15 protein-coding genes are annotated in these 20,927 nt (G+C 52.8%); 4 read left to right on the forward strand and 11 right to left on the reverse strand.

Going from position 1 to position 20,927, the window contains the following annotated elements:
* Positions 1-15: 15 nt before the first annotated feature.
* The 3 genes from HV243_RS21975 to mpl form a co-directional block, all read right to left on the reverse strand.
* Positions 16-1,338 carry a 6-phospho-beta-glucosidase gene (locus HV243_RS21975; protein ID WP_053389024.1) on the reverse strand — a complete coding sequence of 441 codons (1,323 nt, stop codon included), beginning with the start codon at positions 1,336-1,338 and terminating at the stop codon, positions 16-18.
* A complete protein-coding gene (locus HV243_RS21980) occupies positions 1,338-2,090 on the reverse strand; it encodes a MurR/RpiR family transcriptional regulator (protein ID WP_046275824.1) in 753 nt (250 codons plus the stop codon). The genes HV243_RS21975 and HV243_RS21980 overlap by 1 nt, the downstream gene beginning before the upstream one ends.
* Before the next feature lie 287 nt (positions 2,091-2,377).
* Positions 2,378-3,754 (reverse strand): UDP-N-acetylmuramate:L-alanyl-gamma-D-glutamyl-meso-diaminopimelate ligase, encoded by a 1,377-nt coding sequence (mpl, locus tag HV243_RS21985; protein WP_016151460.1) that lies wholly within the window; start codon positions 3,752-3,754, stop codon positions 2,378-2,380.
* A gap of 175 nt (positions 3,755-3,929) precedes the next feature.
* Between mpl and fbp the strand changes: the two genes are divergently transcribed.
* Complete coding sequence (gene fbp / locus HV243_RS21990) at positions 3,930-4,928, forward strand: class 1 fructose-bisphosphatase (protein WP_016151459.1); 999 nt, start codon at positions 3,930-3,932, stop codon at positions 4,926-4,928.
* A gap of 52 nt (positions 4,929-4,980) precedes the next feature.
* Here the strand turns inward: fbp and HV243_RS21995 are convergent, their stop codons facing one another.
* The 5 genes from HV243_RS21995 to ytfQ form a co-directional block, all read right to left on the reverse strand.
* Positions 4,981-6,093, reverse strand: coding sequence for a methyl-accepting chemotaxis protein (locus HV243_RS21995; protein WP_016155535.1), 1,113 nt, complete (start codon positions 6,091-6,093; stop codon positions 4,981-4,983).
* Positions 6,094-6,196: 103 nt separating this feature from the next.
* The gene (gene yjfF, locus HV243_RS22000; RefSeq protein ID WP_016151457.1) at positions 6,197-7,198 is read right to left on the reverse strand and encodes a galactofuranose ABC transporter, permease protein YjfF; all 1,002 of its coding nucleotides are present in this window, start codon (positions 7,196-7,198) and stop codon (positions 6,197-6,199) included.
* Positions 7,185-8,207, reverse strand: coding sequence for a galactofuranose ABC transporter, ATP-binding protein YtfT (gene ytfT / locus HV243_RS22005; protein WP_016155534.1), 1,023 nt, complete (start codon positions 8,205-8,207; stop codon positions 7,185-7,187). Before ytfT ends, yjfF begins: the two co-directional genes overlap by 14 nt.
* 13 nt (positions 8,208-8,220) lie before the next feature.
* Positions 8,221-9,723, reverse strand: coding sequence for a galactofuranose ABC transporter, ATP-binding protein YtfR (ytfR, locus tag HV243_RS22010; protein ID WP_046275826.1), 1,503 nt, complete (start codon positions 9,721-9,723; stop codon positions 8,221-8,223).
* Positions 9,724-9,808: 85 nt separating this feature from the next.
* The gene (ytfQ, locus tag HV243_RS22015; protein WP_016155532.1) at positions 9,809-10,765 is read right to left on the reverse strand and encodes a galactofuranose ABC transporter substrate-binding protein YtfQ; all 957 of its coding nucleotides are present in this window, start codon (positions 10,763-10,765) and stop codon (positions 9,809-9,811) included.
* A gap of 309 nt (positions 10,766-11,074) precedes the next feature.
* On the opposite strand from ytfQ, the gene ppa reads away from it, so the two are divergent.
* From ppa to HV243_RS22030, 3 genes are all read left to right on the forward strand, one after another.
* Positions 11,075-11,602, forward strand: a complete 528-nt coding sequence (gene ppa, locus HV243_RS22020; RefSeq protein WP_003025726.1) for an inorganic diphosphatase — start codon at positions 11,075-11,077, stop codon at positions 11,600-11,602.
* Between the two features lie 199 nt (positions 11,603-11,801).
* Entirely contained in the window at positions 11,802-12,872 is a 1,071-nt protein-coding gene (locus tag HV243_RS22025; protein ID WP_047358567.1) for a YncE family protein, read from the forward strand.
* Positions 12,873-12,955: 83 nt separating this feature from the next.
* Positions 12,956-14,965, forward strand: a complete 2,010-nt coding sequence (locus tag HV243_RS22030) for a TonB-dependent receptor (RefSeq protein ID WP_053389023.1) — start codon at positions 12,956-12,958, stop codon at positions 14,963-14,965.
* 42 nt (positions 14,966-15,007) lie between these two features.
* Here HV243_RS22030 and HV243_RS22035 read toward each other — a convergent pair whose 3' ends face one another.
* Genes HV243_RS22035 through tamA form a run of 3 tightly spaced genes read right to left on the reverse strand, consistent with a single transcriptional unit; the run spans position 15,008 to position 20,861 of the window.
* Complete coding sequence (locus HV243_RS22035) at positions 15,008-15,352, reverse strand: gamma-glutamylcyclotransferase (protein ID WP_016151451.1); 345 nt, start codon at positions 15,350-15,352, stop codon at positions 15,008-15,010.
* Positions 15,353-15,354: 2 nt separating this feature from the next.
* On the reverse strand, positions 15,355-19,131 hold the full coding sequence (tamB, locus tag HV243_RS22040) for an autotransporter assembly complex protein TamB (protein ID WP_053389022.1): 3,777 nt from the start codon (positions 19,129-19,131) through the stop codon (positions 15,355-15,357).
* Positions 19,128-20,861 (reverse strand): autotransporter assembly complex protein TamA, encoded by a 1,734-nt coding sequence (gene tamA / locus HV243_RS22045; RefSeq protein ID WP_016155528.1) that lies wholly within the window; start codon positions 20,859-20,861, stop codon positions 19,128-19,130. The genes tamB and tamA overlap by 4 nt, the downstream gene beginning before the upstream one ends.
* Positions 20,862-20,927 lie beyond the last annotated feature (66 nt).

Below are 20,927 nucleotides of genomic sequence, written 5' to 3' on the forward strand. Positions count from 1 at the left end.
CGTTTCTTCTCGCTATTAAAGTGATTCAATCTTTTTGGCGAATAAAGGAAGATACTTTTTATTGGCCAGCAGCATCTCTTTGACTAACGCCACGCCCGAAGTGTCGCTTGAGCATAATGGGTTGAAAATAAAGCCAGAAATAAGCGCTTGATAATCGCCGGTGGCGGCGGCTTTGACGATCAGCGCTTCATAGTCTTTCATCATGGAAACAATCCCTTTCGCAGGAGATGGGATCTCACCAGTACAAATTGGAATCGGACCATTACGGGTAATCACACAGTTCACTTCAACTACCGCCTCTTCCGGTAAATTAGTGATAGCACCGCCGTTACGAACGTTGACGGTTTGAATGCTCTTATCGTCGCGGTAAATAGCGCGAATAACGTTCAGCGCGGCGGTGGAATAAAGCGCACCGCCACGGGCTTCCAGCTCTTTAGGCTTATCCTGAAGCGTAACGTCGCTGTATTTTTTAAACAGTTCGGCTTCGATATTTTTGACGATCTCACCCCGTGATTGCTCGGCTGCTTCCTGCTCGGCCAGCATTTCAGTCGTCTTGAGGTAGTATTTTAAATAGGAAGAGGGGATCAGATTGGTGGCGGCCAGCAGCTCTTTATGAAACTGCTCATTGCTGATGTTTTTAAAGCTCAGTGCATCGACGTCGGCGGCGTTGATTATCTCGATGGTTTCGCGGGTACGGTCGACGCCGTTATGCAAAATTTTGGTAATAAAGTTCATATGGTTGGAGCCTTTGAACTCGACGTATAAATCCTCTACGTTAGCATTCAGCAGCCCGGCCACCTGATGGGTCATATTGACAGGACCATTGCACAGGCCGATGACCCGATTGTTGTGGCTGTATTTGAGTACCGCTTCTGTCACCATGGAAGCTGGATTGGTGAAGTTAATCAGCCAGGCGTTTGGACAAATCGCCTTCATTTCATTCGCTATTTCAATGATGACCGGAATGGTGCGCAGAGCTTTGAACATCCCGCCCGCGCCGTTGGTTTCCTGGCCAATAAAACCGTATGACTTCGGCAGTTTTTCATCAACGATTCGGGCATCGATACCACCGACGCGCAGTTGAGTCACCACGAAGTCGGCACCCAGCAGCGCTGTTTTGCGGTCAAAAGTTTGGATGACATCAATTGGTAAATTTGCTTTGGCAAGCATTCTTTTGGTGAGATCGAAAATGATGTTCATTTTCTCTTTACCCATTTCAACGTCGACAAAAGCGATGTGAGAGATGGGAAGCTGGTGGTAGTTTTTAATTACACCTTCAATCAGTTCTGGCGTATAGCTGCTACCCGCACCAATCACCACGAGTTTTAGTTTTTTCATTAGTCTTCTACTTTTGAATTAAATTTCAACGACACTTTTCTGACATTGGATAAATGGAAAAGCATAATATCTACGATGGCTATCTGGATCGGATAGCTTATATTTTCGAAAGCAGTATCTTTAATAATGGCGTTTTTGTAGATCAAGACCGCATCGGCCTTAAGCGCCAGCGTAGAGTTTTCCCGGCTGGTAATCGCGGCCACCTTGATGCCGTTTTTTCTGGCATTAAAAATTATCTCTTCCAGCATTTCTGACTCACCGCTGTTGGAAACAATCAGCATACAATCGTTAGCGGTCAGAAAGCGGCTGCGGACATTACAGTTGGTGTAGTCTGTTTCATTGAGGATATTAAAGCCCAGCACCATCAGATTATAGCTAACATAGTTCGCCACGCTATCTGATGTACCGTATCCCCAGGTGATAATCGTATTGCAGTCGGACAAAAAATCACAAAAGACTTTGACTTTATTCTCAGACACTCTGGCTAAAGCATCCTGCATTTCTTGTATATATTCGCTAACAAACGCGTTATGGTGCTGCGAGTTTTGCGATCTGGAGAATACGTCCCGAATGTTGACCTTAAACTCCTGGAAATTATTAAAGCCTAATTTCTTTACCAGCTTAGAAATAGATGGCGCGGTAGTATAAACGCGATCTGCCAGTTCATGAATTTTCATTTTATAAACATCAGCAGGGTTCTCCTGACAGAATTTATAAACTCGCAGTTCATTATTGGTTAAATTTTTTCGCATGGAGCGCACCTTTTATTATGTGGCACTTACGCCACATTGGCTCTCGAGGGGATATTAGCAAGGGAAAAGCGGAAATAGATTTTATGATTTAGAAATTAATTTCTGCGATCTGAGTTATAAATTTCCATATGGAGGCTTCCCATTCCGTTGAGAAGTATGGCGTAACCAGAAGGCCGGATGGCAACGGAGATCGTGCTCCTGAGAAAGTGCCGGATAACGGTGTAAACACCTTATCCGGCCCACAACGGATCGTAAGCCCGGTAAGCGTAGCGCCACCGGGCATTTTTTTACTCTTCTTCTGCCTGGGCTTTCTTCGCCAGGCCATCCAGCAGTTTTTGATGGATGCCACCAAACCCGCCGTTACTCATCACCAGGATGTGATCGCCAGGCTGTGCAGTTTTCACCACCATATCTGCCAGCGCATCCACATCGCCGCTCCAGTGCGCAGGCTGAACGCAGGCTTCAGCGACTTCTGCTACCTGCCACGGAATATGCGGGGGTTGCAGCAGGAACACTTCGTCCGCACGCCCTAACGACGGCGCCAGGTCATCTTTGCACAGGCCCATTTTCATGGTGTTCGAGCGTGGTTCCAGCACCGCGATGATGCGCGCCGTGCCACCCACTTTACCGCGCAGCGCCGCAAGCGTTGCCAGAATGGCCGTTGGGTGATGGGCGAAATCGTCATACACCGTCACGCCATTGGCTTCGCCGCGCAGCTCAAGACGACGACGGGCGTTGATGAACGAGCCCAGCGCATTGGCTGCATCTGCAGGCACGACGCCAACATGGCGCGCGGCAGCAATCGCCATCAGACCGTTGTGCATGTTGTGCTCACCTACCAGGCCCCACTTCACCACGCCAACATTTTCACCGTCCAGCCACACTTCCCATTCGGATGCATCAGTGGTCAGCTTTTTCGCCTGCCAGTGACCTTGTTCACCAACCAGCTCTTGTTCGCTCCAGCAGCCCATCGCCATCGTCTGTTTCAGATTGATGTCGTTTTCCGGGTAGATAATGCGTCCCTGGCCCGGCACGATACGCACCAGGTGGTGGAACTGTTTCTGGATCGCTTTCAGATCGTCAAAAATATCCGCGTGATCGAACTCAAGGTTGTTGAGGATCAGCGTACGCGGGCAGTAATGTACGAATTTAGAACGCTTATCGAAGAAGGCGCAATCGTACTCATCCGCTTCAATCACGAAGAAGTCGCTCTCACCCAGGCGCGCGGAAACCTCAAAGTTACCCGGTACGCCGCCGATCACAAAGCCAGGCTTATAGCCGCAGGCTTCGAGGATCCAGGTCGCCATTCCGGCGGTGGTGGTTTTGCCGTGCGTCCCCGCAACCGCCAGTACCCAACGATCGCGCAGCACAAAGTCATGCAGCCACTGCGGGCCGGACATGTACGGAATGTTCTTTTCCAGCACCGCTTCCACACACGGATTACCCCGGGTCATGGCATTGCCAATGATCACCAGGTCCGGCTGCGGATCGAGCTGGCTGGCATCGTAACCCTGAATCAGATCAATGCCTTGCTTCTCAAGTAAGGTACTCATCGGCGGATACACATTGGCGTCCGAACCGGTTACTTCATGACCGAGTGAGCGCGCCAGCATCGCCAGACCGCCCATAAAAGTGCCACAAATTCCCAAAATATGAATGCGCATACGTCACTATCCTTTTTTAATCTGGGGGCCATTTTACGCACATGTCCGGCAAGTGAGAAACGCATTTCAGGATATTCCGTAGTTTGCTGGCGCGATTCACCTAAGCGCGGCAATGGAAATATTTGTTAATATTGTTGCGGTCGCTTTACTCCACATAAATTGCAGGGAAAGTGTTATGAAAACGTTAGGTGAATTTATTGTCGAAAAGCAGCACGAGTTTTCTCATGCTACCGGTGAACTCACTGCTTTGTTGTCGGCAATAAAGCTGGGCGCCAAGATCATCCACCGCGATATCAACAAGGCCGGTCTGGTCGATATCCTGGGTGCCAGCGGTGCTGAGAACGTGCAGGGAGAGGTTCAGCAAAAACTCGATCTGTTCGCGAACGAAAAACTGAAAGCTGCACTGAAGGCGCGCGACATTGTGGCGGGCATTGCCTCGGAAGAAGAAGATGAAATCGTCGTCTTTGAAGGCTGTGAACACGCAAAATATGTTGTGCTGATGGATCCTCTGGATGGCTCATCCAACATCGATGTTAACGTCTCTGTCGGTACTATTTTCTCTATTTATCGCCGCGTAACCCCAGTCGGCACGCCGGTCACGGAAGAGGATTTCCTGCAACCAGGCAACAAGCAGGTTGCTGCGGGCTACGTTGTTTATGGTTCTTCCACCATGCTGGTGTATACCACCGGCTGTGGCGTACACGCCTTCACCTACGATCCTTCTCTGGGCGTATTCTGCCTCAGCCAGGAACGTATGCGCTTCCCGGCGAAAGGCAGCACGTACTCCATTAACGAAGGCAACTACATTAAATTCCCGAACGGCGTGAAGAAGTACATTAAATTCTGCCAGGAAGAAGATAAGTCAACTCAGCGCCCGTACACCTCGCGCTACATTGGCTCTCTGGTTGCGGATTTCCATCGTAATCTGCTCAAAGGCGGGATCTACCTGTACCCAAGCACCGCCAGCCACCCGCAAGGGAAGCTGCGTCTGCTGTACGAATGCAATCCGATGGCCTTCCTGGCCGAGCAGGCGGGCGGCAAAGCGAGCGATGGTAAAGATCGCATTCTGGATATCACCCCGGAAAGCCTGCACCAGCGTCGCTCCTTCTTCGTAGGTAACGACCATATGGTTGAAGATGTAGAACGCTTTATCCGCGAATTCCCGGACGCGTAATACGCTTTGCCGGATGAGACGTGTTAACGCCATCATCCGGCAAATTTATCCCCTACGCCGTTTGTACTTTAAACGCCGCCATTGCTTCGAGCAGCGCATGTGACTGCTCTTCCAACGAGCGGGTAGCCGCTGAAGATTGCTGTACCAGCGCCGCATTTTGCTGCGCCGTTTCATCCATCTGAATCACCGCGATATTCACCTGCTCAATACCGCGACTCTGTTCCTGCGACGCGCTGGCAATTTCACGCATCAGTTTGGTCATGCGCATCACTTCATTGGCAATCTCATCCATGGTTTCGCCCGCCTGCTGCGCCAGCTCGCTGCCTTCTCCCACGTGGGTGTGTGAATCGCTGATTAACGTGCGGATCTCTTTTGCCGCCTCGGCGCTGCGGCTGGCCAGATTACGCACTTCACCCGCAACGACCGCAAAGCCCCGCCCTTGCTCACCGGCACGTGCCGCTTCAACAGAAGCATTGAGCGCCAGGATATTGGTCTGGAAAGCAATACCGTCGATTACGCTGAGGATGTCGGCGATTCGGCTGGAACTGCCGGAAATATCGCGCATTTTCTCAATCACATAGCACACCATCTCACTGCCGCGATCGGCGGTATCCGACACCGATTTTGCCAACTGGTGTGCCTGTTCCGCGTTCTGCGCATTCTGTTTCACGGTCGCCGTGAGTTCTTCCATACTGGCGGCGGTCTGCTCCAGCGAAGTGGCTGTCGATTCAGTACGTTGTGCCAGATGCTGGTTCCCGGCCGTCAGCTCACGGCTACCAATATCAATTTGTAAACTGGCATCGCGGACACGCTGTACCGAGTCGCCCAGCGCATGGCGCATTTCATCCATTGCCGCGTTCAGACGGTTGAATTCGGCGCTGGCCGACAGCGCGGTAACCGGCGACAAATCCCCCGTCGCCAGGCGTTCCAGTTGCTCAACCATATTATCCAGCGGCTTGAGAAACTTATTTCGCAACATGAACCAAATCACCGCCAGCAACGCGAGGGCAGCCAACATCGAGGCACTCATAATACCGTGGTAAATCAACGAAGTAATGATACGGGTAGAGGCATACAGCCCCATACCGCCGGTCAGCAACAGAAGGAACGTCAGCAGAGACAATAACACCAACAAACTTGATCGAATTGAAAGGGATTTTGGCATCGTTATATTTCCGGTTGTAGGGTTAAAACAGACCTGTACAGAACCTATCGACTACAACCGGAAAAAGTTTAGGTATTTAAATGTTTAGTGAAAAATCAGGATGTTACTTTGGTGTTGCCGCCGTCCCCACTCTGGTTACTGGCGAGCTTTGACGATTTTCCCAAAGTACCGTTAGACCGCGCTGTAAGGCAATAAAAATAAACAATAAAATGCCAATCGCGATCTTCGTCCACCAGGAACTTAATGTGCCATCAAAATTAATGTAGGTCTGGATCAACCCCTGAATGGCGACACCAAACAACGTTCCTAACACCGTACCGACCCCACCGCTCAACAGGGTTCCGCCAATCACGACTGAGGCAATCGCATCCAGCTCAACGCCGACGCCCGCCAGCGCATAACCCGCCTGGGTGTAAATTGAAAAGACAATGCCGGCAAGCGTCGCAAGCCCGGTCGACAGCATATAGATACGGATGGTCGTGCTGCGGGTTGAGATCCCCATCAGGTTGGCAGAGGTGGCGTTGCCGCCAATTGCGTAAACCTGATTACCAAAGCGCGTACGGTGCGCCAGGAATATGCCAATGACGACTACCGCCAGCATCAGCAATCCCATTGCACTCAGGCGACCGCCGCCGGGAATTTTCCATGCCAGGCTTGAGAGCATGTCATAAACCGGATGGTTAATTGGGATCGACTCTTCAGACACCAGATAGCTGACACCGCGCAGGAAGAACATTCCCGCCAGGGTAATAATGAATGCCGGGATCTTGAGCGCATCAATCAGTAACCCCATAAACGCGCCAAACGCACAGCCCATCAGCAGAATCAGGGGAAACGCCAGCAGCGGAGATATACCCCAGTAGCCAATGGCCTTCGCCAGAAATACGCCGGTAAACGCGATCACCGAGCCAACGGACAGGTCGATCCCGCCAGAGAGAATCACGAAGGTCATGCCAACGGCGATGATGCCCAGAAAAGCGTTATCGGTCAGGATATTGCAGATAACTCTGGTTGAAGCAAAAGCCGGAAATTGTGTCAGGCAGTAGAGGTAACCCAGCACAAACACGCCGAGGGTGATCATCAGCGGTAAATTACGTTTTATCATGACCACGCACTCCTTTTATCAGGCTGATAAAGCGTTGTGATTGCACGACCAGCACACACAACACCACCACGGCTTTGACCACTTGATTTAGTTCTGGCGGGAAGCCCGACAGTAAAATCCCGGTGTTCATGCCCTGAATAATCAATGCCCCGACCACCGACAGCAGCAGATTAAAGCGCCCGCCCATCAGCGAGCCACCGCCAATGACTACCGCCAGGATGGCATCCAGTTCCAGCCACAATCCGGCGTTATTGGCATCTGCCCCGCGGATATCCGCCGTGACGATAATGCCGGCGATAGCCGCACACAGACCGCTCAGCACATAGGTGAGCATCACGATAATGCGCGTGTTCACCCCGGCGTTTTTTGCCGCACGAATGTTGATGCCTACCGCTTCAATAAACATCCCCAGCGCCGTTTTACGCGTCAGTAGCCAGAACACCACCAGCGTTAACAGTGCAATGATCACTGGCGTGGGGAACAGTAAGAGCGAGCCGCTGCCAAACCACGACAGTTCGGGCGAATTGAAGGTGACGATCTGCCCGGAGGTGATAAGCTGCGCCACTCCGCGTCCGGCCACCATCAGGATTAGCGTGGCAACGAACGGTTGGATTTTGAGGATTGCCACCAGAATCCCGTTCCATAACCCTGCCAGAATGCCGGAGCCTAAGGCGGCAAGCAGCACCACCGGCAAACTGTGCCCGGCCACCGTCATCGCCGCGGTGGTGGCACCGGCAATAGCCATGACGGCGCCTACGGAAAGGTCGATGCCGCCGGTGGCAATTACCAGCGTCATGCCAATCGCTAACAGCGCCACGGGGGCGGCACGGTTGAGAATATCAATCGGGCTACCGAACAGCCGACCATCTTGCAAAATCACCTGATAAAAGTGCGGCGCGACCAGGCTATCCACCAGCAGCACCAGCAGTAGCGCCACCAGTTGTGGCATGCCCTTTGGCCAGCGGAATCGCCGTTGCGGCGGAGTGGATTGAGGGAGAGATTGAGGCATCACCATAGTCTCCTTAGGCCGCAATGGCGTTCATGATCGCCGGTACGGACAGTTCAGCCAGCGGGATCTCAGCCACCTGTTTGCGATCGCGCATAATAATGACCCGATCGGCATAGCCCACTAACTCTTCCAGTTCGGATGAAATCACCAGCAGCGCCAGACCATCCGCGCACAGCGTTTCGATCAGGCGAATGATCTCGGCATGCGCGCCGACGTCGATCCCACGCGTGGGTTCATCGAGGATCAGGAACTGCGGTTTGGTCAGTAACCAGCGCGAGAGCAATACTTTTTGCTGATTGCCGCCAGAGAGAAACTCGATCGGCTGTTCAGCGTTGGGGGTGCGAATTCCGAGCTGGCGGATAAAACGCTCGGCAATCTCATTTTGTTCTTTCCGCGGAATAGGCCGCAGCCAGCCACGCTGCGCCTGTAATGCCAGAATGATGTTTTCCCGCACCGAGGCGGCGGCGATAATACCATCCGTTTTGCGATCCTCCGGACAGAAGCCGATCCCCAGACACGAAGCCTGATGCGGCGATCGCAAGGTCTGCGCTTTGCCTTTGATCAGCGCACTGCCGCTGTCGGCGGGTTTAATACCGAAGATCACCTCCGCCGTTTCCGTTCGCCCGGATCCCAGCAGTCCAGCGAGACCGACGATCTCACCAGGACGCACCTGAAGATCAAACGGCGCGATGGTGCCTTTCTTGCCAAAGTCGCTAAAGGCCGCCACTGGTTTATCACTCAGCAACGTACGGCCCGCACGCTGTAGCGCATGGGTATCCAGTTCGCGACCCAGCATCATTTTGACCAGTTCGATCTGTGGCAGCTCTCGGGTTTCACGGCAGCCAACGAAGCCGCCGTTACGCAGGACGGTAATGCGATCGCTGACCTGATAGACCTGATCGAGGAAGTGGGTAACGAAGATCAGACTGACGCCCCGATCGCGCAGATGCCGCATCAGGCCGAACAGCATTTCTACCTCCTGGGTATCAAGACTGGCGGTGGGCTCATCGAGGATCAGCACTTTCGCGGAGAGATCGATCGCCCGACAGATAGCGACGATCTGCTGCATCGCCACGGAAAAGCGGTTCAGCGGCTCGCGCACGTCGAGGGAAAAACCGTATGACGCCATCAACTCCGTCGCGCGTTTTTCCATCTGCTTGCGCAGCAGCAGGCCAAAACGCCGCGGTTCACGGCCAATAAACAAGTTATCCGCTACCGACATATTGGGCAGCAGATTCACTTCCTGATACACGGTACCGATCCCCAACTGCTGGGCATGGGCGGTATTTTTGGGGGAGATAGGCTGGCCTTCGAGCCAGATCGTGCCGCGATCGGCATGGTAAACGCCGGTCAGCGCTTTGATTAGCGTCGATTTACCGGCTCCGTTTTCTCCCAGCAGCGCCATAATCTCACCGCGACGCAAGCTGAAATCCACGTTATCCAGCGCTTTGACGCCGGGAAAGAATTTGCTTAATCCTTCGGTGCGGAGGATTTCCTGATGGGGGTCGGTGGTCATGGCATTCCTCCGGTACGAAATCACGGCCTTTTCGTAGGCCTGATAAGCGCAACGCCATCAGGCCTACGGAAGACCGGCAGCAAAACTAGTAGCCCATGTTTTTCTTCTTCTCTAACTCTTCTTTCGCGGTATCCGGCAGATAGAGGATCGACTTGGTAATGGTCAGCTTTTCAGGCATCGTGCCGTCTTTTTTGAATTTCTCCAGCGCGTCGAATGCCGGGCCTGCCATATTCGGCGTCAGCTCGACGCTGGCGTTGGCTTCACCGTCAATCATTGCTTTGTAGATATCCGGTACGCCGTCGATGGAACCGGTCAGAATATCTTTGCCGGGTTTCAGGCCCGCTTCTTTAATCGCCTGGATCGCCCCGATCACCATGTCATCGTTATGGGCGTAAACCATGCAGATGTTCTTGCCATTGTTTTCCGCTTTGATAAAGCTCTCCATCACTTCTTTCCCTTTACTGCGGGTGAAGTCGCCGGACTGTGAGCGGATAATCTTAATGTTTGGTGCGCTGGCGATGGCTTCAGCAAACCCTTTTTTACGATCGATGGCCACGCTGGCCCCGACGGTCCCTTGCAGCTCAACGACGTTACACGGCTTGCCGTTCACTTGTTTAATCAACCAGTCGCCGATCAATTTACCTTCCAGCACGTTGTCGGCAGTGACCGTGGTCATATAGAGAGATTTGTCTTTTACATCGATGGAACGATCGAGCAAAAAGACCGGAATGTCGGCATCTTTAGCTTCTTTTAAAACCGGTTCCCAACCCGTTGCCACGACTGGCGCAATAAAGATGGCGTCAACGCCCTGCGCAACAAATGAGCGAACTGCTTTAATCTGGTTTTCCTGCTTTTGCTGGCCGTCAGCGATTTTCAGCGTAATACCACGCTTTTCAGCCTCGCTTTTCGCAACGTTGGTTTCTGCGGCGCGCCAGCCGGATTCAGAGCCAACTTGCGAAAATCCTACGGTTAAAGGGGCTGCCATTGCCATAGACGACATGGCTGCCGAAACTGCTGTGACTAAAAGTAAGCGCTTCCACATAAGTGCGTCCTCGTAGGGTGATTATTGTTGGTTAATAAACCGTCGCGAAAAAACTATAGACAATTGAGCATGTAACGAATTGCGTTACATCACACTTCAAAAAAGTAAATAAAACGTTAATCACAACTTTGTAATCGCTTTCATCCCGCTATGAAAAATGCGGCTGAAGATATGGATTTTTCTGTCACGAGAGAGGGGTAAAAAGAAGAAAATGAGCGCAGAGAAAGCGAAAACAAGCGGAGACATTCAGCGCGAGTTGGCTATAATACCCGCCACTTGTTTGCCATAGCTTATTTAAAGGAAACAGACATGAGCTTACTCAACGTCCCTGCCGGTAAAGACCTGCCGGAAGATATCTACGTTGTTATCGAGATCCCTGCCAACGCAGATCCGATCAAATACGAAGTTGACAAAGAGAGCGGCGCCCTGTTCGTTGACCGCTTCATGTCCACCGCGATGTTCTATCCGTGCAACTACGGTTACATCAACCACACCCTGTCTCTGGACGGTGACCCGGTAGACGTTCTTGTCCCGACTCCGTACCCGCTGGAGCCAGGTTCAGTGATCCGCTGCCGTCCGGTTGGCGTACTGAAAATGACTGACGAATCCGGTGAAGATGCGAAACTGGTTGCGGTTCCGCACACTAAGCTGAGCAAAGAATACGATCACATCAAAGATGTGACCGACCTGCCGGAACTGCTGAAAGCGCAGATCACCCACTTCTTCGAACACTACAAAGATCTCGAAGCGGGCAAATGGGTGAAAGTTGACGGTTGGGACAACGCTGAAGCCGCTAAAGCTGAAATCGTTGCTTCTTTCGAGCGCGCGAAGAAGTAAGTTCGCGTTAGCTTAAAACCCTGAACGCCAGTCTCTGGTTAGTAAGGGTTTTTAAATTTCTACGTTCTACCACCTCTCCCCTTCGCTGTTTTCTTTTTGACCTACCAGAATGGGTAGTCACATTTCATTTATCTTAATTGCGAATGATATTAGATCTCATTATCATTCTCATCATGTAAATAAATGTGAATAAAAGTCAATGAACCTCCACAATGTGAAGCCCCTGAAACGCTATTCCTGCGTGGCACTCGCCACAGCGCTGTTATTTACCAGCCTGTCCAGCGTGGCGCAGACGCTACCTGAGAAAGATTTTCTGACTCGCGATGTCGGTAACGGCGTGTATGAGCTGGCGGTTGATAGCCAGCAGAATGCGCTTTTTGTCGCCTCGTCGCCGTCGTTTGATAAAGATAAAACCAGCGGGCTTATCTACAAACTCGATCTGGAGAAACTCACGACGACTGAAGTCATCGACACCAGTCGTCGTGCCTTTGCCACCGCGCTGGATGAAGAAAACCAGGTGCTGTATGTCGGCAACACGCTGGAAGGTTCAGTAACGCTAGTCGATACCCGCAGCGGTAAAGAGCTGGCGATACTGCAACTGAGCGAAGCCAAAAACCCGAAAGATATTGTTCATACGCGTGAAATGGTGCTCGATAAACAGCACCACCGTCTGTACGTTTCCGGCGTGGCTGAAAAGGGCATAGTCTGGGTGGTGGACACACAAAAGCGCGAGAAAATCGCCACCCTCGAGAACATGGGCCAGTACCCGACCGGCATGGCCGTGGATGCAAATAAGAACCGCCTGTATGTTGTGAATGGCCGAAACGAACTTATTACGCTGGATACCACCAACCATCAAATTATTAATCGCTTTACCATTGAGCCAGATAAAAAACATTTTTTCCTGAATATTGCCCTGGATGCAAAAAATAACCGCGCATTCCTGACCGATCCGGATTTAGCGGATGTACTGGTTGTTGATATTAATACCGGTAAGGTTATTGCACCAATTAAGGTTATTAACTCGCTGGCGGTGATATATAACGAAAAACGCCAGGAAGTTTATATCACCCACCGTAATGCTAAACGCATCAGCATTGTGAACAGCAAGACCCACCAGGTAAAACAAAGCATTGAAACCAATGCATTACCTAACAGTCTGGCGCTCTCGGCTGATGCTAACACCTTGTACGTCAGCGTCAAACAGTCGGAAAAAATGACAGGTGTGAAGCCCGACTACGTGCTGAAAATCGATCTCTCTAAATATTAATAATTAAAAAACTATCTGCACCTTGCAGCTTTTTTGAGCTGCAAGGTGATGTTTTTATTTTTTACTTTTCAGGTGTCTATATTATGAAAATGCGTCAACTTATTACGCTGACAGGGATCGTTGCATTCTCAGGCGGTGTTATTTTCCCCACCCAGGCAGAAGAACTCACCGAGACCTCACGCACTAGCGAAGATGAAATGGTGATCACCGCATCCGGATTCTCGCAGCAAAAACGCGAAGCGCCGGCCACTATTTCAGTTATTGATCGTAACACGCTGGATATTCAGCCGGACCGTAGCATCGGTGAAGCCATTAAAAACCTTCCCGGCGTCTCGGTCACCAACAGCAGCGGCATGAACGCCGGTAGCATTATGATCCGCGGCATGGACCCGTCCTATACCGCTTTTATGGTCAACAGCGTCAAACAAAATACCGGTGAATCTCGCCCTTACGGACATGATATTGGTACTGAAGCCAACTTCTTACCGCCAATGGAGGCCATTGAGCGTATCGAAGTTATCCGTGGGCCGATGTCCTCGCTGTACGGCTCAGACGCCATCGGCGGTGTGGTTAACGTCATTACCAAAAAACCGTACGGCGCAAAAGAGTGGACCACGGCAATTGCTGCCAATACCTGGCTGCAGGAACACCAGTATTTAGGTAATACCAGCCAGATGAATTTGTTTACCATGGGGCCGATTGTGCCCGATGTTCTCGGCCTTAGCGTGGCGGCCGACTGGCTTGACCGTCGCGATGACGATCGCAATAACTATTTTGGCAAACACAATCGTAAATCCGTTGATATGACATTGGGCCTGGCCGCCAGCGAGAATAACCTGTTCGATCTCAACGTGGTCACCGGTGAGCAGGAAAAAAACCGTACCCAGAAACGCGGTGCGCCGTGGTCATGGCTGTTCGATCGTAACGCCGCCACCCTGACGCATACCGGCTGGTATGCAGACGACACCATCGCGACGACCAACTACATAAACTATGAAAAAGGCCGTTCGAAGTACGTTTATGACGGACAATCCCCGCAGTATGTGCAGATGGAGAACTACGTCGCCAATTCGCAAACCACTTTCACGCTCGACACCCATAAACTGACCGTTGGGGCGAATTTCACGCGCGAAGAGCTGAATGACCGCTTTGATGTGGCCAACAAAACGCTGCCCGGATCTGACCCGGTGACCAAAATCAGCCGTAACGGTTGGGCATTGTTTGCTGAAGACGGCTGGAGCATTGGCGATTTCATCCTGACCACGTCAGCGAGGATGGACCAGGATGACAATTTTGGCACACATATTACGCCGAAAATGTACGGTAACTGGGCCTTTAGCAATGACTGGGCGCTGAAAGGCGGCGTTTCCGCAGGCTATAAAAAACCGGAGCTGCGTGCGACGTCCAGCAACTTCGTAACCCCTTACGGCTCAACCGTACCTTATCCCTTCCTCACCGTTGGTAACGACGACCTGAAACCTGAACAAAGCGTTAACTCTGAACTTGGCCTCTACTGGACGGGAGATGCGCTATCGGTCGACAGCACCGTCTTCTATACGCAGTTCAAAGACAAAATTGCTGAACAAACTATTTGTGAAACCACGTCGACGAACCAGTGCTCCGTCAACGGCTACAACGCGGATTCCGTCAGTAAATACTTCAACGTCAGCGAGGCGGATGTATACGGTATAGAACTGAATGCCGACTGGCAGATTACCGCCGATGTAAAAGCCAACGCTAACTACACCTGGAACCACAGCGAACAAAAAAGCGGCGTTAACAAAGGCTACGCGCTAAACGATTATCCGCGCCATATGGCGAATCTGTCGCTGAACTGGGCGGCAACGCAAAGCCTGGACGTATGGAGTACGGTGAATTATCGCAGCAGTAACCGCAACAGCGGCAATAACTATAAATACGATGACTACACGATGGTGGACGTAGGCGTACGTTATCAGCTCAATAAGCACACGCAACTGATGGCTGGGGTCTACAACGTGCTGGATGAGGATCCGAAACTGACAACCGCGTGGAACGAATCCGCACAGGTGGAAGGACGCCGCTATAACCTCGGCGCGCGCGTGGAGTTTTAAATCCAGAATAAAACAACGCCACCCGAGGGTGGCGTGTTCATATCAGTACTGGTCTCGGTCTAACCAGTTACCGCTTTCAATCAGCGTTAAGCCATCAACCGGACGTTGGTACACGTACATCCATGCACTTCCGTACGGCGTTTGAATTAACTGGCGTGCGTATTCACCGCCACGGGTACGCAGAGCGTCAAGCTCTGCCAGCGTGGCGTTATCAATACGATAAACTTCCCCGTGTACTGTTCCCTCTCCTGGAACGGCGCCTGGATAGTGGCCCAGGCTATACAACTGGTAGTTGTCGATACTGAAATTTCCCAGCAACAGGGCATTGGTCATCCAGTGGCTGTTGCCTTGTTTGGTTCGTAAACTGCCGTAGACAAATATTCGCATTGCTAAAACTCGAACTGATAGAGCAAATCAAGTGCCTGATCTACGCCAGACACTGCTTCCAGATATAGCTTAGGCATCAGACGATAACGTAGCGTGAGTGTCGCTAAGGAGTCAAATATACCCACACCATATTTCACCTGCAGACCTGGCAGTACGTATCCGCTGACAACCACCTGAGATGAATCACCCACCCCTTGTGTGTCCAGTGCCAGATTGCTTACGCCAAATGTCTCCCCGATTTTACCCACAACCTGACCACTTTGTGCAACCCCCAGACCAATAAGCATTGAAGTCATTGCCGCGCTGTCGCTCTGTTCGCTATCCAGTCCTTGTCCGCGTAGCAGGTAGGAAAGCGCCATTTGCTGCGACATCGCCGGGTCGGAGAAGATTTCTGCCTTCGGTTCATCGGCGGTGCCCGTGACGCGAACCCCGGCGATCACGTCGTCTTCGGTGGCTTCCGGGTTACGAATTGCTTCGATGTTGAGTAACGGCTGATCCGGCGGACCGGAGAACAACAGCTCGCCCTTACGCACAATCAGATCCTGACCATAGGCATGGAAACGTCCGCTCGGAATATTAATTTGTCCGTTCAGCCCCAGTCCCTGCTTATCCTGCACCACTTTCAGATCGCCCGTCAGACGCGCTTTCAGACCAAAGGCGTCAATACGCACGTTGTTACCGACGTGGATGTTCAGGTTGCTGTTGATCGGAATACCTGCTGTCTGCGGTTTCTCCGGTTGCAGATTGTTGTTAAGCATGACCATATCGCTGGAAACCCCTACCGCGCTCTCCGGCAGGTCGTGTACCACGATACGCGCCCACGGCACATCCACGTTGCCATCAAGGGTAAACAGGCTCGGCGTGGCTTCAAAGACCACGTCCGGCGATACGTCCAGGCGGACCATCGGCGGCACGGTAATACGAACCCTGCTGCCTTTAGCCGCAACGCGCGCCCGCCAGTTGTCTATCTGACTCCAGTCGGCATCGCCGCTCAGGTTAATTTCGCCCTGCTGCGTACGTACCACGCCCGCCAGCGTTGAGCGTGTTCCGGTGAAGTTAACGGCTAACTGGCTTGGCTGCATGTCAAACGGCATAAAGTTGCCGTCGATATCCAGACCGCTCAGCTGCAACTGTCCGAGCAGCTGCGGGCTTTGCACATCGCCGCCCAGACGTAGGTTGGCGTTGATCACCCCTGCCGCTTTTTCACCGCGCGAGAAAATGGGGTTCACCATCGCCAGATTAAAGTTGCGGATGTTGACGTTGCCGCCGAGACTGCGGCGTCCTTGCGGATCCGTCACCTGCACCTGGCCGTCAAACTGCCCGTTGTTAGTCAGGCGAATCAGCCAACCCAGCTCGGCACGGTTATTGTGCAGGTCGGCGGTCAGATTCAGCGTTTCAAACGCCACAGGGAGTGGCGCATCGTTTACGCTTTGCGTGACCTTCACATTACGTCCGCTCAGCGTAACCTGCCCCTGCGGCAGCCCCTCTTTGGTGGTGTCCCAGCTCACATCTGCTTTGCCAGTGAAAACACCGCTGGCCTGGGTTGTATCCGGCATAAACGGTTTTAGCATCGCCAGGTCAAAGCGGTTAAGGTTCACCACCGCGCGTCCTTGTGCACCGGCATCAATAGTTTGCGGTACGCACAGTTCCGCATTCGGGTTGTTCCAGCAGTGCGGCCCAATGCTGATTTTCTGTTCCTGATTGCGATAATCCAGCGCGACAGGACGGTTAAGGGACCACGGTCCGACCGGCGTCTGGAAGCGGGTATCGCTTAACGCACCTTTCCAGCGCTGCTCTTGGCGATCAAAGCTACCTGCCAGGGAGAGCTGCCCGGAGACCGGTTCCCCCTGAATGCGCAGCTGCAGCTCATGCTGCTTTTCGCTACCTTTGGCATTGAGCGTCACCAGGCCAATATTCACGTCAGGCTGTACAATCCGCTCTACGCGAACGTTGAGATTACCAGCGATTTGCTCTGCCGATTTCACGTCGCCTTCGACGCGCACCTGAGCGACGGACAGCTCCTGCCAGCGCAGACCCCGGGCGGTGATATCCGCCAGCAGCTGTGGCGCTTCAACCGTACCGCGAACTTTTACCAGCCCTTTCGCCGTACCGCCCAGTCCCGGCAGCGCGTTATCCAGGCTCGGGGCATCAATCGTCGCGTCGAGATTGAGGTCTTTGACCCCCAGTTCCCCTTTCACATCCGCGCTGTTGCGTCCCAGTTCCAGATGCAGGCCCGGAATCGTCCACTGCAGGTAGCTGTTACCCTTCAGCGAGCCGTGCACATTAACCTTGTTCTGCTTCACGTTGCCGGTCAGCTTCAGCTCGGGCACCTCCATCTGCCAGCTTCCGCCGTACAGACTGCCGCGAGTTTTCACCAGGCCATTCAGTTTTGATGGCCACTCCGGGATCGCTTTCGCCGTGTTGATGCCATCCAGCGTTAGCTCCCCGCGCCAGCTGATCGCCTGCTGCCAGTCCACCAGCGCTTTCAGCTCAGTTTTCCCTTCCAGCGCCGCAACGCTGAGTTTGTCGAGATTGATCTGCTGTTCGTTGCCTTTGGCGTCCAGCGTGATGGTAGCCGGAGGAATATCCTGCCCTTTCACAGCGGTACGCATCGACAGCGTATAGTCGGTCATCTTACCGGTCAGTTTGAGCTTGATGTCATCAGCCTGGAACTGCTTGTCGCCAGTAAACGGCCAGTAAACCTGCTTACTCACCACCTCAAGGTTGAGCGGCAATCCGGCTTCCGCCAGACGCGCCTGCGCCCGCAGGTCCATATCCACCGGACCAGACAGATTTACGCCGACTTCCAGCTGTTCACGCAGCGCGCCGCCGACCTTCAGCTTCACCTTTTCGCCTTTTAACGGATCGACGTTGAGCGTGCTGTTTAACGTAATATCGACCGGCCACGTGTCGGTCAGTTGCGCCGTGCCGCTGGCTTTTACCGTCCCCTGATTCGAGTCGATATCCAGTGCATCGAGTTTCATGTTGCCGTCAATGCTGCTCACTTTCAGCAGCATGTTATGTACCGTTAAATCCGTATCCCCGGTCACGCGCAGCTGCTCGCCGCGAAACGCTTCAATGTTGAGATTGAGCGGCAGATGGACATCGGTCATTTCCGGCAGCACCGGCTTTGAGAACAGATCTTTTAGCGTTTCGCCGAGCGGTTTTTCATCCGGTTGCGGATTTTGAATCTTTGGTTCGACAACCTCTTCCTGCGCCACTTCCGCCACTTTAGGCAGGGCAATCAGAAGCCCCTGTAATGACGTTGGCTTCAGGGTTAGCGTTTTTTCTTGCCAGTTCAGGCCGGAGGTAAATTCCAGCACCGAAACCGTGGTGTCATCGATTTTGATATTGATGTTGTTCAGCGTCACGCGCGAAAGCGTGATTGGGTAAGGTGTGGAAAGGTTAAGCGGACCGCTCTCTTCCTCTTCAACCGGCGCTGATGGCGGCATCTTTTTGCTGTCGATCGCCACGTTGATATTTTTCAGCGACAGATCGTTGACGCACAGGCTGCTGTCCCACAGGCAGTTAAGCCCCACGGCCAGATGCACTTCGCCAGCATTCACCGCCACGCCAGGCTGGTCATAACGAATATTTTTGAGCGATAAATCCCGCCAGCCGCCGGTGACCTGACCAATCTCCAGCCCCGGAACCCAACGATTCGCCGCTTTGAAGAGCAGATGCAGGCCCGAGGTGGTGCCGACGAGGAACGCCACCGTGCCTAACAACAGCAGGATAAAAATCAGCACGCCGAGGCTTATCTTCTTCCATAAACTCATAATTCAGGCCCCAGACCGATGTAAAACTGTAAACCATGTTCATCTTTGTCGCCCACAGGGACAGCAAAGTCGAGCTTGATGGGTCCCACTGGCGATTGCCAGCGTACGCCGACCCCGGCACCGGTTTTGAAATCGCTTCTGCGGATATCGCTGACCGCTTCGCCGCTATCGACAAACATCGCGCCCCACCATTTTCCGGTCACGTTGTACTGATATTCCAACGAGCCGGTCGCCAGTTTAGAGGCCCCTTTCAGCTTGCCGTCGCTGCCTTCAGGCGAAATAGATTTGTATTTGTAGCCGCGAATGCTGCGATCGCCCCCGGCGAAGAAACGCAGATCCGGCGGTACTTTGTCGAAGTCCCCGGTTTCGATCCAGCCGAGGTTGCCGCGCATTACAAAGCGATGACGATCGTACAGCGTGCGGATCCAGACGTTTTGCGCCTGGAAGACGGAGAAATCAACGTCTGAACCCCAGGCCGTGTTGGAGTAATCGATGGAATAACGTTGGGAGTCGCCCCAGACTGGCATCAGACCGCCGCGCGAGCGCGTCCGACTGATCATCACGCCCGGATAGAGCAGCATGGTGGTGTTAGTGACGTTACCCTGGGTAAAGTGGTCGAGGCTCCAGCGCAGGTTGATCGCGCGCTGCCAGCCGCTGGAGAGATCCCAGTAGCGGGAAACCGCAAGCGTAGTGGAGTCCTGCTCGGTATCGTTTAAATCGGTACGCTTAAAGCCCCCCTGCACCAGGTAATACTGCTCCAGCGGGTTCTTTAATAGCGGCATTTTATAACTGAAATCAAGAACCTGCTCTGGCGCAGAGATGCTGGCGCTGGTGGTCAGGCTGTGGCCATAGGAGTTCATCCACGGCTTTTTCCACGAGGTCTTCACCCGTGGACCGACGTCAGTTGAGTAACCGACCCCGGTTTCGATGGTATTTTCAGTTCGCGGCGACACCACGCCTTTCAGCGGCAGCACTTTGGTTTCACGGGCTTTATCAAATTCCGGTGCGACGACCACGGAATTAAACCATCCGGTCGCCGACAGACGACGGTTCAGTTCGCCCAGATCTTTCGACTCGTACTCTTCACCCTCTTTAAAGGGCACCAGATTTTGCAGGTACTCATCGCGAATTTGCGAGCCTTCAAAAGTGACATGCCCAAAGCGATAGCGTTCACCGCTGTTGTAATCGATATCCCAGAATGCCTGGCGGCGTTCGAGCGCTATCCCAAGCTGGCTTTTATTAAATTCACTGTCGAAATAGCCTTTGCGCAGCGCCACGCTGGTGAGTGATTTTTTGAAGTTATCATAGTCCCCCTGATTCAGCACGGTGCCGATTGCCGGTCGCGTTTTCAGCAGATCCAGGTAATCTTTATCCGTACGTGCGCCACCGCGCAGAATCACTTCGGTGCCGCCAATCAGCACCGGCTCACCAGGGGTCACTTTGGCAATCAGCACCTGGCGTCCTTTCGCCGGCGGCGGACGCAGCTCAAAATCAATGGTGGGCTCAAAGTAGCCCAGCGCTTTTAGCCCTTCGCGGATGGCATCATCAACGCGCGCACGAAAGCGTCGGTCTGGAGTGACTTCATCACTTTGAATCGTGGATAGCTGCGCACGGACGTTTTTCTCCAGCGGTCCTGATAATCCTTCGACCTGTAAGCGAACATTCGCTGCGGCGGCGGAGCCACTTAAGCACAGTAATCCCACCCAACATAACTGACGGATATGTGGCACATTTTCTCCTGAATATCCTTTTTTCCCACCCCTGGAAAAAAATACTATGCCGTTCCTCGGCTTAAC

The sequence above is a fragment of the Citrobacter sp. RHBSTW-00599 genome (genome assembly GCF_013784065.1).
Lineage (GTDB): Bacteria > Pseudomonadota > Gammaproteobacteria > Enterobacterales > Enterobacteriaceae > Citrobacter > Citrobacter braakii.